Origin of the sequence: Mucilaginibacter myungsuensis (assembly GCF_015222005.1) — a bacterium.
GTDB classification, from domain to species: Bacteria; Bacteroidota; Bacteroidia; order Sphingobacteriales; family Sphingobacteriaceae; genus Mucilaginibacter; species Mucilaginibacter myungsuensis.
On the sequence record NZ_JADFFL010000004.1, the window covers coordinates 423,801 to 437,471 of the forward strand.

Here is a 13,671-nt window from a genome sequence, read left to right on the forward strand (position 1 = left end):
AATAACTACTTAATGCCCGATCATTTCAAGAACCATCCGGGCCAGGGCCAACTTTCGGGCAGGGACCCTATAAATTTGTCATAGTACTTTTTATAGATGTCCCCCCTTTGCGGCTTACCATTTACAACAAACTCTTCTCTATCCAAGCGGTAGGTTAAGGTTTCTCCTTCTGTTACTAATTTGTCTTTCAACATTTGAACAATGATCAAATTTGACAAATAATCACGTCGTTCATCTGCTATAGTGTCGTTGGGATCTTTATCGCGCTTACGATGAGCATCGTGATCCATAAACATTTTGACATATTTCTTAGACACCTCCGCCGACTGCGGTACGTTGTTGATATAGAACAAACCTTTTTCCGGATCTATATGATGAGTTACCGAATGCCCTGTTGTTGGAATACCTGCCGTTAACCCATCGCGCCGCAATTCGTTATTGAAAGACTGCCAAAAGGCCGTGTCGGGCAAATATTTAGCTGTATTCCTTATAGGATTAACATTCATGTGCCGCGCATCATTATATCCTCTTGCAGTGTAAATACTATCCCGGTAACGAACGTGCCCTTCCCAAACAACATATTTACCATCCCGAAAGGTTTTGCCAAACCAATAAGGCCGTTGAAAAGCAGTGCCTTGCTGAGCGAAGCTGCTCTTTACTGCCAACAAGAAGACCAGATGAGCAAATAGCATTGAAGTTCTAAAATTGGCTGTTCTCATGATCGTTAGGTTTCGCTGTTCGACATCAAATTTGCGATAAGGTTTAGGTTGATCTGATAAAGTTTAGGTTCGATATTATTCGTCCAGATCATCCAGCATTTTGCGGATGCTTTCTAACTCTTCTTTCGATGTTTTTTTGTTACCCAGCAATTGCATCACCAACTTACTTGCCGACCCGTGGTAAAGCGTATCTACAAATTTACCAAGTAGGTGGTCTTTGGTTTTCTCTTCGGCTTCAACCACGTGGTAGATATGTTTCATCTGACTTTCGTCGCGGCTTAGGATACCTTTATCGGCCATGATCTGCATGAGTTTGAGCGTAGTGGTGTAGTTGACATCCTTCACTTTCAGCAGTTCATCGTTCACCGCGCGTACGGTTAATGGACCTTTATCCCATAACACACGCAATATCTCCAGTTCGGACTTGGTGGGTTCGGTTCTTTTATTTTGATCTTCCATAGTAATAACAATACCAAGGTAGGAATATTTTCGTACGCAACAATAAAAGAAGAAGATATTTTTTTTAATGTTTAAGTTGCTGTAGTTTTTGATGGAGACACCTCCGGAGCCAATTGTCTTAGAGTTGATCAGCTATTAACGTCCGATAGTATGGTGACACAAGGGTGCCAGTACTTAATTGGTCTCCCCTGCCGGATCTTGTTTAAAGATCATACTCAATTGCTCATAAAGTTCGGGATGTTTAGACTGGAACTGTTCCGGTTTCTCAAAAAAGTACTCGGACACTACAGCCAAAAATTCGGCCTCGTTAGTGAGCGCGTATGGGTTAATGTCCGATCGATTCTCTTTAATGCGATGCATTTCGCGGTGCATCATTTGCAACCAGGGGAGCACGTATTGCTGCGCCATCAGGTTCTCGGGCACACCATCTGTAGCACCGTCGGTCTTATCTAACAAGTGGACAAATTCATGGATCGCTGTGTTTTCTTTGCCGTTATTCTTAGAGAAACCTTTTACCAGCGCTTGTCGCGATAGCAGCATTTGTCCGTTCATATAACCTGTGCCCACCATACCCATGATGTTGCGGCTGCCGCCTTCAAATTGAAAATCGTTATTGAAAGTATCCGGATAAACGATAACGTTGGTCAGGTTTTGATACTCCCAGTCCGGGAAACCAAAGATGGGAATGACGGCGCTTGATGCGACCAGCACGCGGTCGGTATCGGTTATTTCGGTACCGATCCCTTCGATGCGGATGTTCTCTACAAACTTTTCTACCTGTTGCTCAAAGCGGATCTTATGTTCGTCGCTTAAGTTTTGGTAGTATTCGATATGCGTTTGAAGGAGCTGTTTGTAGGTGACAGCCAATTGATCATCCACAACTATCCCCGTGCTTTTACGAAAAATAATAAAGCCAATTACAATGGCGATGCCCAGTATGACAAAAAAGACCGTAGTTTCCATAAGCAGCAAACGTACACAAACATATTGTGTGTTGCTTCCGTCTAAAAATACTTATCCAAACTAACCCCGTAAGTAAATATCAGGTTATCGCTGCCGGTAATGTTCATCTTATTGTAGGTCAGTGACGAGGTAAGGCTGATCCACTTACGCAGTTTGATACCAAGGGTAGTGTTAGAGCGGATGATATAATCGTCGCCGTTATTATAGGCGCTTTGCAAAAAGTTGCCGCCATCCAGCGTGACCAATTCTTTAATGGCAAAGTGGAATTGTACCCGCAACGAGTTTCGCCAGGTGTTGTAATTAAGGTTAGCAAGCAGGTTACTTCTATCATAAAGTACACCATTGCTGATATTGAAGTAAGCATTCGGTCGGTCCAAAATACTGTAGGCGATACCTACGCCCGCCAATAATTGGTTATTGATCTTTAGCGACACGCTGGTATTATAATTGGTCAATCCCCAATAATAAAAATGCGGCAAAGTTTTGTACAGGTTAAAGTTTAGCGTCGATGAATAGTCATTATTGGTCAGCTGATCATTTTGTCGTCCGTAGATCCAGGTGTTGCTGGAGTTAAGCACAAAGTCCTTCTTTTTGACAGAGAACCCTAAGGAATTATTTAGCAGATACGCTGTGGATGCGTTAGCCTTGTTGATGGATCCTGATACGCCGAGCAAGAACCGATGATAGGTACTATCGTTAAATTGAGCACGTGCCATTCCCGAACTCATCGTTAAAAGTATGATCGTTAAATATCTCCGCATGCTTATCCGTTAACTACCTCTCCACCGTTTACGTGGATCACTTGGCCTGTAATGAAGGATGCATCGTCACTTGCTAAAAACACATAAGCCGGGCCAAGTTCTGACGGTTGACCCGCACGTTTCATGGCAGTTTCCGAGCCGAACTCTTTGATCTTCTTCTCATCAAATGTCGACACGATCAACGGTGTCCATACCGGACCGGGAGCCACGGCATTCACGCGTATACCCCGCTCTACCACATTAGTAGCTAACGAGCGTGTAAAAGAAGTGATAGCGCCTTTGGTAGACGAATAATCTATCAAATGCGGCGATGAGCGGTAAGCGGTTACGGACGTGGTGTTAATAATGCTGTCGCCCGCTACCATGTGCTCTAATGCCGCCATGGCAAAATGGAAGTATGCGTATATGTTTGTGCGGAAGGTATCGTCCAACTGCTTTTCGTCTATTTTATTGGGATCTTTTTGTGGCACTTGTATAGCCGCGTTATTGACCAGAATATTCAGTCTGCCTAATTTTTTGATGGTTTGCTGAACCGCTTTTTGGCAGAACTTGCTGCTTTTAATATCCCCTTTGATCAGTAGGCATTTGCGGCCTTCGGCTTCGATGAGCTGCTGTGTTTCTTCGGCATCACCATCTTCGTCAAAATAAACAATGGCAACATCAGCCCCTTCTTTAGCAAAATGCACGGATGCAGCGCGACCAATGCCGCTGTCGCCGCCGGTCACTAAAGCAACTTTGTCCGCAAGTTTCTCTGCAGGTTTGTAATCCGGTTTGATGAACTCGGGACGCGGATCCATTTTGGATTCTATTCCGGGTTGCTTGTTCTGTTTCTTCGGGGTCGACTTTGCCATATTGCAGATGTATGTCTTTTTATAACCTGATCGGCCCGATGCGGTTTTAACTTTTATTCCAATTTTCTCTTAAAGGGAAAGTTTGCAAAACTTTTTTAACGACCTAAACCTTATTCCTGAACAACAACCATACTACCATGAATACCGAAGAAGAGAACAAACCCGATGCCAATACCGAAGAAAATAAAACCGATTCGTCGCAGGATCAACATGCCAATGTTCAGGATAAACCTGATGATGTGCGCGTAGAGACCGTAACACCCGGAAGCCATACCGCCGAAACCGATGCTGTATCAGAGAATAAAGAGGATACCGCTGAAAGCGAGCAGGAGAAAGCCGAACCTAAAGATAATACGGATGAAGATAGTGCCGTATCGGACAAACCGGACGACGTGCAGGTAGAGACCGTTACCCCTGATGATGGCGGTGAGGACGTTCCGGAAGAAGGTGATGACGATGATAGTTCCGATAGTAAAGCGGATGCCGACGAACCGGAAGACGAGAAACCCTCAACCGATCAGGATAAAACGGGTGATAAAAAACCAGATGATGTTCATGTAGAGACGGTAACCCCCGATGATGGAGAAGAGGCTCCGGCCGAAGACCCCGAGGCTGAAACCGATGATAGCGGTGAAGAACCGACGGAAAAAGAGCAAACCGAAAATAAAACTAAAGACGACAGCGCCGAAAAAGAGGAACCTGCTGATATGACCGACATCCCAACTGTAACGCCCGGAGACAGCCCTGATCCCGGTATGGAAGAAGCGGCTGACAATAACACGTCAGGCGAACACCCTTTCCACGACGCTGCCGAAGCTGAAAAGAACGACGTCGAGCGCAAGACATTTGATGGTGAAGAAAATGATGACGATACCGACGAAAGTTCTAATAAAGACGCAGGCCCAAAAGGAGAAAATTTGTAGATTTGGCAAAAAACTGGAATAAATGAAAAACAAGATAGTCCTTTTGGCTTTAGCAGCAGTTTCGGCAATGACATTTTCGGCTTGCAACACAGGTAGTGCCAGCAAACCTGGTGCAGACAGCACCGGTCATTACTCGGCTACCAACCCATACCGAGATACGTTCCCAACTACAAATACTTACGGTAACGCTTCTACAACCGATAACAGCGGCGATGGCGGCGCGGGTTTGGCTAAACCACAGGGATCTATGACCACTGACGCTACTTCGGTAGAGGATCTTCCGCCGCCACCTCCGGTAGTGGTTGCCGATACTGTTGCGGCTCCTGTGGCTAAATAATTATAGGTTATCTGATAATTCCTAAAATTAATTCAAAGGAAATTATCAAAACCAAATGCTTGTATTGCTGTTGTTAAGGTATATGACGCACCAACAACACACCATTATCCCTGTTAAGTTCAGTCATAACGGGATCACCATAGCAACCAAAGCATTAAAATATGCTTACCGGCGCGAGGTTTTGTATAAAATAGCCCTGCCGTCGTCCATATCTTCGGTGCAGCAATGCTGGATATCCAAGAACGCCGACGAATGGAAACTAGTGATGGGTACCGATAACGAACAAAAGATGATGCTGGAGCTGATCACTGCGATCAAACAGCAGGAACAACTTTCGGCACTTCAACAAACGCCGGCTGATATAAAGCCCGCCTTAAAGTCGGCTTAAAAATTTACAGAGCGCCCTCAAAAAGGGCGCTTTTCTTGTTTATGGCGAGTCCCTACTTGCCTCATCGATTTCTGATATCGATATCTATTTCTCCCACACGACTGCGCATTTATGTTAAAACAATATTAACAACCAAATGTTATCCTTATAATATCTACGCCCACAAAATAAAATTACCGATACCACCCGGCGGCGATATAACACTAAAGATCTTTATAGCGTATTTGAAAACCTTACTTCCATTTGCCCAATAGGGCAGATCTAATGGTTTTATTACGCATTTGCGGCAGAGCACAGTACAAACAATATATACTTAACCAAACAATTCGCGCTTTATGAAGAAAAGTTTACTCTTTTTTTTCCTGCTGTTGTGTTGCTGGTCGGTGGAAGTTTCCGCGCAATCCCGCACTGTAACAGGCAAGGTAACTTCGGCCGAGGACAGGAGTCCGCTGCCGGGGGTGACAGTGAAGATCAAAGGTACTACCACCGCTACACAAACAAGTGCAACCGGCGATTACACCATTAAAGCTGATATAGGCCAAACACTTGTCTTCAGTTTTATTGGCAACATCCCGCAGGAAGCTGTTGTTACGTCCGCAACAACTCCACTAAACGTGCAATTGCGTACGGACAGTAAATCGCTTGACGAGGTTATGGTGACCGCCTTCAATATCAAACAAGATCGCAAGGCGATCAATTACGCCGCACAAAATGTAACGGGTAAGGATATCGAAGAATCGCGCCAGCAAAACCTGGTGAACGCCTTGCAAGGCAAAGTTGCAGGTGCGGTGATCACCAGTTCGGGCGGTGGCCCGGGCGAGGGTGCCAACATCGTGTTACGTGGTGGTACATCGCTGGATAACGATAACTCGCCGTTATTTGTTATCGATGGCGTCCCTCTGGATAACAGTTCATTCGTCGAATCCCTTTCACCCGGTGCCGGCAGCGGTTTCAATGGTGTGCTTGGTCGCAGCGTGGGTACGCCCAACCGTGTTAGCGATATCAATCCGGATGACATCGAGAATGTCACCGTACTTAAAGGACCTGCGGCCTCGGCACTATACGGATCGCGTGGGGGTAACGGTGCGGTGATCATCACCACTAAAAAAGGCAAAGCCGGCGCGGCTCAGGTAACTTACAATAACCTGTTCTCTTTCGATAATGTACGTCGCCTGCCCGAAACACAATCACTATACAAACAGGGTGTCAGCGGGCGGTATGATCCTACTTCGCGACTTTCATACGGTTCGCAATTTTTACCCGGCGAGACCATTTATGATAACCTCGGTACGTTCTTCCAAACAGGCAGGTCGGCTCAACATAATATAAGTGTATCCGGCGGTAACGAAAAAACCACTTACCGCTTTTCGGCAGCAAATGCCCAGCAGGATGGTGTGGTGCCTAAAACCAATTATGGCAAAACATCGGCAAAACTGGCCGGGAGTATCATCGCCAGCGATAAATTTACTATGAACGGCTCTGCCAATTACATCCGCACCACAGGCAGGCGGCCGCTACAAGGTCCGGGCCTATTCGGTGGCAGCGGCGGTTTTTTGGTGAGTATCTTTAATTGGCCTAAAAACGATAATATGGCCGATTACCTATCGCCCGATGGTACCCGCCGCCGGTTATTAGCATCTGCAACGGCTGATACCGATAACCCTTACTGGACCATCGAAAACAACCCGCAGACCGACAATAACGATCGCTTTATCGGCAATGCCAGTTTCGAATACAAACCACTTACCTGGTTACGGGCAAACTACACTATCGGTACCGATTATTACACCGAAAAGAACCGCAGTGTACGCGCTACTGGCACCTCGTTACCCAACAACCTTAACGGTGGACTTGGCGAAACGGTGAACACTTTTCAAAATATCACCTCTAACTTTTTAGTGACCGCTACCAAAAAATTCGGCGACTTTAATACCTCGCTATTGGTTGGTAATGCTATTGAACAACGCAAATTCAATACGGTGGATTACCTTGGTCTGATCTTCCAAAACCCTACGTTCATCAGTATTAATAATACGGTGAACAGGAGTTTGGTACAACGCAATTCGGTGTACCGTTCGGTGGGCTTTTTTGGCAGCTTGAATGTCGATTTTCAACAGACCGTATTCTTCAACATCACCGGCCGTAACGATTACAGTTCTACGCTGCCCGTCAAAAATCAATCCTATTTCTATCCATCAGCCAGTTTGGGCTATGAGTTCACCAAAACCTTGGGGATGCAGAACAGCAAGATCATGAACTATGGTAAACTGAAGGTCTCATTCGCCAGCGTGGGTAAGGATACCGCGCCGTATCGTTTAGAATCGCCATTAGCTAATAATACCTTCATTGGCGGTGGCTTTAGGTACGGGTTCTTCGGCAATAACCCCGAGTTAATGGCCGAACGCCGTAACTCTTTCGAGACCGGTCTGGATATGCAATTCCTGAGCAACCGATTACGGCTCGACTTCACTTACTATCTGGACCGCACGGTCGACCAGATCATTGCTCCGCGGATAAGCCAGGCTACCGGCTATATCCTGCAATATGTTAACGGTGGCCGTATCCAGAATCAAGGTGTCGAGATCATGGTGCAGGGTACTGCTATCCGTTCAAAAGATTTCAATTGGGATATCAACCTTAACTTTGCCCGCAATAAAAGCAAGGTGTTAGAGTTGCCATATCCGCTAACCGTATTGCGTAACTCTGATGCATCCATCATTAATACGGCCGAAGGCGCTTCCTATCCCGGTCAATCATTAACTTCCATCAGCGCGCTCGATTACATCCGCGATCCCGATGGCAACATTATCATTGATGCTAACGGTTACCCAACATTCAATTCTACGGTATTTAGTTACGGAGGCGACCGCTCGCCCGATTTTACTGCCGGCCTAAATAACACTTTCCGTTATAAAGATGTGGAGCTGAGTTTCCTGGTGGACATCAGGAAAGGTGGCGCGGTGATCAATGGTAACGAGTGGGAACTGGTACGGAGCGGATTAAGCGCCCAAACCGCCGACCGTTACAAAATGGTGGTATTTAAAGGTGTGGTGCGTAACGCCGACGGTACTTACTCGCCCAACACTAAACCGGCCGAACTGTCCGAAGGTTATTACAGGAACAATCTGGCCCTGGTAGGCACACCATTCATCGAGGATGGATCTTGGATACGCCTGCGCACCGTAACGGTTAACTACAACCTTAACCCTAAAATAACGCCTAAGCCTTTCAGGCAGCTAAGCATATTTGCTACCGGGCGTAATCTGGTATTATTGACCAAATATTCGGGCGTAGATCCCGAAGTTGGTGTATCCGGGGCCGGCGTACGTGGCGGCGGATCTATTGGTTTAGATTACGGCGGTGTACCCGCCCGCAAAGGCTTTGACCTTGGTTTAAAAGTTGGATTTTAATTTTTACAACGATGAAGAAATTTATATCGATCATAACCTGTGTTATCCTGGCATTCAGTGTAACATCTTGCAGGAAGTTTTTGGACGTGAATACCGATCCTAATAACCCTACGTCCACCACGCCTAATTTTTTATTGCCAAGCATTATATCTAACGGGTTTCAGATCCAGGCATTCGAGTCGTACCAATTTGTTGGTCTGCTCACGCAAAATATAGGGCGTCGTGGCGCACCTAACGGTGCTTTTGAACAATACTACTTTGCGCCGAATATACGTCCGTTTCAGGAGACCTATCAGATCGTTGGTTCAAATATCCCGCCTATGATAAAGACCGCCGAGGCGGAAGGTTCTGTTTACTACGTAGGTGCCGGTAAGATCATGTTCGCGCTGATATTGGCGCATGCCACTGATCTGGTGGGTGATATCCCTTATACCGAGGCATTTAATGCCGCGCTTACTATTGCACCTAAATATGATACGCAGGAGTCTATATATGCCGTAGTTGATAAGTTGCTTGATGAAGGCATCATAGAAATGCAAAAACCGGCGTCGGCCAACTTCAGGCCTTTCTATGCAAGTTCGCCGAGCGAGAGTGGCGATATATTGTATAAAGGCGATGTAAATAAATGGATAAAATTAGCCTACTCGTTAAAAGCAAGGCAAGCTAATCACCTGGTAAAAAAAGCCATATACGACCCTACCAAGATCCTCACTTATATAGATAAAGCCATGGTGGCCAATACCGATGATGCACAATTATACTGGCAAAACCCTACCAGCACGGTGCTAAGTTCTAATAACGTATTTGGGCCGACCCGGGGAAACTTTGCTGCGATCACTTTTGGCAGATATTTTATAGAGATGCTAAATGGTAAGAATGTTGGTGGCGATGCAGCCCTTCCCGACGACCCGAGGCTGCCGATCATGGCTGTTTCGGCCGCAGCAACAGGTACTATGCCCGGAGCGAATAATGCACAAACGGCTTTGGTGACACCAGCGCCCTCACTGTCTGACTTTTATGGCAGCTGGTACGCCGTAGATGCTTATAACGGCACTACTGGGGCTGGTGTCTTCCCTGTGATCACCAATTCTGAAATGCGTTTTATAGAAGCCGAAGCTGCCTTTAGAGCCAACCTGCCGCAACGTGCTTATGATGCTTACCGCTTGGGCATAACGGCACACATGGATAGGTTAGGCGTTTCGGTAGCTAACCGCACCACTTACCTGGCATCAACAGGGATCGCGCAAAACCCAGCCGGGCTCTCGTTAAAAAAGATCATGGAGCAAAAATACATCGCGCTTTACATGAACCCCGAAACCTGGGCCGATATGCGCCGGTTGGATTATAGTCAATCCATTTATACCGGATTTTATTATCCAACCAATCCTAACCCTGTGGCCGTTGCGGCCGGTAACGCTTATCCGCGCCGCACCTATTACCCAACTACCGAGGTTACCCTGAACCCGAACGAGGTAACCAAACAAGGGCAGAACGCGCAAAACTATTTCCTTAAACCATTATGGTGGGATCAGCCGTGATAGATGAAGTTTTATTGTGATACATTAAATAAATTAAAAATGAAAAGATCATATATACACATGGCGATACTGGCAGCAATAGGTATAGTTGCCTGTAAAAAGAATGAGAATGGCATCGATCTGTTCACTAAAATGTCCGAGAACCGGGCACCGGTGATCATAGCCAACACCACCTTTACCAACCCTACGCTTTTAGCAGCGGGGACAACCACAGTATCTAATGGTGCCAAGATAGCGGTAGAGTTCAACTACGTACAAACCGACCCGATCAAAGAGATACAATTTTTGCAAAAAATCGGTACGGCTGATTCGACCTTGTTATCCACCATTCCTTACAAGCCCTCGTTCTCGAGGATAAAAAATTGCGATACCTTATTGTACGACTATTTTGTCCCTGCAGGGCAACCGGTCGGCACCTCAGTAGCAGTGCGCGCACGGGTGATCAATCAAAATGGCCTGTTCAAGGATAGGGTATTCACCTTTAAAACTAAGTTGTAGGGCTTGATCAAACCCATCAAAATGAACGCCCCGATAGATATTCATCTACCGGGGCGTTCATTTATAAAACATCAAAAACTTACACGGTAACCTCGGCCAATGGTTCAGCTTTGTTACGCGACTTCATAAATAATACTAAAGCGCCAAAAGCTACGATTAATACTACTGGGATAACTAAAGTTGCATTCAAAATAGCACGTCCCGCTTCGATCGGGCTGCTTGCGCTGGCCTCCAGGCTTTTGTAAAAATCGCCCATAAAAATGGTGTAAACAGATACCGCGAACATGCCAGCACCACCCATCAGGTTTAACCCTAAAGCACCGGTAGCCGGGATATTAGTATTGACAAAGCCCAGCATCGTTGGCCAGAAAAAGCAAACGCCCGCTCCAAAAATAACAGCCCCTGCAAAAACAGCAGTGCCTTCAAAGTGACCTAACATGTATAAGCCCATTGCCGATAGTACAGCCGAAACAAACAGCAATGCTTGTGGCGTAATAGCCCTAAGGATAGGTTTTGCAAACGCGCGTCCCAAAACGATAACACCATTGGTCAATGCCAGCAATAAGATCGCATTCTCGGTCACATTCTTTAGCAACACGCCTATCCATTGGCCGGTAAATAGCTCGGTAATAGCTGTACCGAACATCAAAATGAACATAAAGATGAACAGCGGATTCGCCAAAGCTTTATACATACCTGCTGTACTTACGCCCGCCGCTACACGCTCGGTAACCGGGAAATCCAATTTAGAGAACAGGTAGCCGTAGATCACCGTAGGTAACAACATCACACCCACTTGTATCTGCCAGCTTAAACCCAACTTATCGAATAATAATACGATCAGCGAACCGATCACAATACCACCCGGGAACCACAGGTGGAAGTGAGTGAGTTTAGTGGTCTTTTCGGTGGTGTATAACGATGCCACCAATGGGTTACAAGCGGCCTCGACAGTACCGTTAGCCAACCCGATACATAAGGTCGATATCATTAATGTCCAATAACCGCCTGCAAAAATGGTTAATATGATGCCTGCCAGGTGAAGCAAAAATGCCAATACCAACAGTTTTTTCATGCCAATGATATCCACAATAAAACCTCCTATCACGACCGCGATCGGAAAGCCCAAAAAGGCCACAGAAGCAATAGATGCCAGCTGCGCCTTATCTAATTGAAAATCCACACCTAATTTATCCAGCATACCCGCACGGATACCGAATGACAGCGACGTTACTAATAATGACAAACAGCTTGCTCTGAACAACTGATCGCGTTGAATTGTACTCATAATTACAAGAAGGTTTTTTAATGGGTTTAATTGGTATTGACAGCCAAAATACTGATTATAATTAAAATTGCAATAGCTTAATGAGTAAGTTGTTATAATAATACAATCGATTGCCAAAATGCGATACTTCCTCTGTCATTTCCAATTCCCTCCTCAGGGAGGGGTGCGGCGGTAATGCATTGTGCCAAACCCCTTCCTTCTACCGCTCATACTTGCCCGCCCCTCCCCGAGGAGGGATTTAGAATAAACACAAAAGGCCTCGCTAACGCGAGGCCTTTCATCAATATTATTAAGATCAAAACTATGCTTCGATCTTCACTCTCTTGTCGTCCTTAAAGAACAATAGGAACAGCACCATAACTGCCGCGGCGATACCGGCCGGGATCAGCCAGATCATTTTCCAATCGTGTGCACCGGCTACGGTGTAAGCGTCGGATATTTTACCTGCGATGTAGAAGCCGATCAGCATACCTATACCATAAGTAGCTAAAGCGATCATACCTTGTGCAGCGCTTTTTGCTTGCGGTCCGGCTTTAGAGTCGGTGTAGATCTGACCTGTTACAAAGAAAAAGTCGTAGCATACGCCGTGTAAGGCGATACCGATGATCAGCAAAAAGCTTAACTCGCCCGCGTTACCGTAAGCGAACATGGCGTAACGTAAAGCCCAGGCCAGCATACCTACTAAAATGGTGTATTTAACGCCAAAGCGTTTAAAGAAGAGAGGTAAGGCTAACAGAAACAATACCTCAGATATCTGACCGATGGTCATTTTACCGGTAGGGTTATCAACTTTGATGTCAGCTAAAAAGCTGTTCGCATTTTGGTAGTAGAACGCCAATGGGATACAGATCAGGATAGACGCCAAAAAGAACACTAAAAAGTTTTTGTCTTTTAACAGTTTCAAAGCGTCCAGACCCAATACCTGACCGATACTTACCTTTTCGCCTTTGGCGATCTTTGGCGGCGTAGCAGGTAAAATAAAGCTGTATAAGCCTAATACCAATGACGCGATGCCCGACATCAGGAAAGTGTTCCTTAACAGACCTGCACCGATACCTGCTTCAGAGTCCCAATGGAATAAGAAGCTGATGATCAGACCAGCAACGATCCAACCGATAGTACCCCAGATACGGATGCCCGAGAATTGCTTTTCAGGGTCGCTCATTTGGTTAAAGGATACCGAGTTCACCAAAGCCAAAGTTGGCATGTAAACGATCATATAACCTAAGGCATAAGGGTAAAATACCGAAATGTCTGCCGCCTGGTACATTTGGTACATCAGGATAGCGCCAACGATGTGCAGTACACCCAGGATGCGCTCGGCATTAAAGTATTTATCGGCGATGAGACCCACAATAAAAGGCGCAATGATCGCACCCCATGATTGAGTTGAAAATACCGCGCCGGTCTCTGCGCCGGAAGCCTTTAAGGTTGAACCCAGGAATGGGCCTAAGGTAACGAACCATCCGCCCCAGATAAAGAACTCCAGGAACATCATTACCGATAATTTGATTCTAATAGAACTATTCATTTTGT

13 protein-coding genes are annotated in these 13,671 nt (G+C 45.9%); 6 read left to right on the plus strand and 7 right to left on the minus strand.

All coding sequences use genetic code 11. The annotated features are described in order from the left end of the window. Positions 1-20 precede the first annotated feature (20 nt). The 5 genes from IRJ16_RS13165 to IRJ16_RS13185 all read right to left on the minus strand — a co-directional run bounded on the left by IRJ16_RS13165 (position 21) and on the right by IRJ16_RS13185 (position 3,753). Positions 21-719 (minus strand): hypothetical protein, encoded by a 699-nt coding sequence (locus IRJ16_RS13165; protein WP_194112061.1) that lies wholly within the window; start codon positions 717-719, stop codon positions 21-23. A gap of 75 nt (positions 720-794) precedes the next feature. Next, positions 795-1,178: a BlaI/MecI/CopY family transcriptional regulator gene (locus tag IRJ16_RS13170; protein ID WP_194112062.1), complete on the minus strand. Its 384-nt coding sequence runs from the start codon at positions 1,176-1,178 to the stop codon at positions 795-797. Between the two features lie 174 nt (positions 1,179-1,352). After that, complete coding sequence (locus tag IRJ16_RS13175; protein ID WP_194112063.1) at positions 1,353-2,141, minus strand: M90 family metallopeptidase; 789 nt, start codon at positions 2,139-2,141, stop codon at positions 1,353-1,355. Between the two features lie 41 nt (positions 2,142-2,182). Further along, entirely contained in the window at positions 2,183-2,902 is a 720-nt protein-coding gene (locus IRJ16_RS13180; protein ID WP_194112064.1) for a DUF481 domain-containing protein, read from the minus strand. 2 nt (positions 2,903-2,904) lie between these two features. Then, entirely contained in the window at positions 2,905-3,753 is an 849-nt protein-coding gene (locus IRJ16_RS13185; protein WP_194112065.1) for an SDR family oxidoreductase, read from the minus strand. Positions 3,754-3,890: 137 nt separating this feature from the next. Here IRJ16_RS13185 and IRJ16_RS13190 point away from each other — a divergent pair, with 137 nt between their 5' ends. From IRJ16_RS13190 to IRJ16_RS13215, 6 genes are all read left to right on the plus strand, one after another. Then, entirely contained in the window at positions 3,891-4,676 is a 786-nt protein-coding gene (locus tag IRJ16_RS13190; RefSeq protein ID WP_194112066.1) for a prolipoprotein diacylglyceryl transferase, read from the plus strand. A gap of 22 nt (positions 4,677-4,698) precedes the next feature. After that, positions 4,699-5,013, plus strand: a complete 315-nt coding sequence (locus tag IRJ16_RS13195) for a hypothetical protein (RefSeq protein WP_194112067.1) — start codon at positions 4,699-4,701, stop codon at positions 5,011-5,013. Between the two features lie 55 nt (positions 5,014-5,068). Next, positions 5,069-5,401, plus strand: a complete 333-nt coding sequence (locus IRJ16_RS13200; RefSeq protein ID WP_194112068.1) for a hypothetical protein — start codon at positions 5,069-5,071, stop codon at positions 5,399-5,401. Between the two features lie 335 nt (positions 5,402-5,736). Next, a complete protein-coding gene (locus tag IRJ16_RS13205) occupies positions 5,737-8,811 on the plus strand; it encodes a SusC/RagA family TonB-linked outer membrane protein (RefSeq protein ID WP_194112069.1) in 3,075 nt (1,024 codons plus the stop codon). Positions 8,812-8,822: 11 nt separating this feature from the next. Then, on the plus strand, positions 8,823-10,349 hold the full coding sequence (locus IRJ16_RS13210; protein WP_194112070.1) for a SusD/RagB family nutrient-binding outer membrane lipoprotein: 1,527 nt from the start codon (positions 8,823-8,825) through the stop codon (positions 10,347-10,349). A 39-nt stretch (positions 10,350-10,388) separates the two neighbouring features. Then, positions 10,389-10,847, plus strand: coding sequence for a hypothetical protein (locus IRJ16_RS13215; protein ID WP_194112071.1), 459 nt, complete (start codon positions 10,389-10,391; stop codon positions 10,845-10,847). A 79-nt stretch (positions 10,848-10,926) separates the two neighbouring features. Here the strand turns inward: IRJ16_RS13215 and IRJ16_RS13220 are convergent, their stop codons facing one another. Then, positions 10,927-12,135 (minus strand): MFS transporter, encoded by a 1,209-nt coding sequence (locus IRJ16_RS13220; protein WP_194112072.1) that lies wholly within the window; start codon positions 12,133-12,135, stop codon positions 10,927-10,929. A gap of 301 nt (positions 12,136-12,436) precedes the next feature. Beyond that, complete coding sequence (locus IRJ16_RS13225) at positions 12,437-13,666, minus strand: nucleoside permease (RefSeq protein ID WP_194112073.1); 1,230 nt, start codon at positions 13,664-13,666, stop codon at positions 12,437-12,439. Positions 13,667-13,671 lie beyond the last annotated feature (5 nt).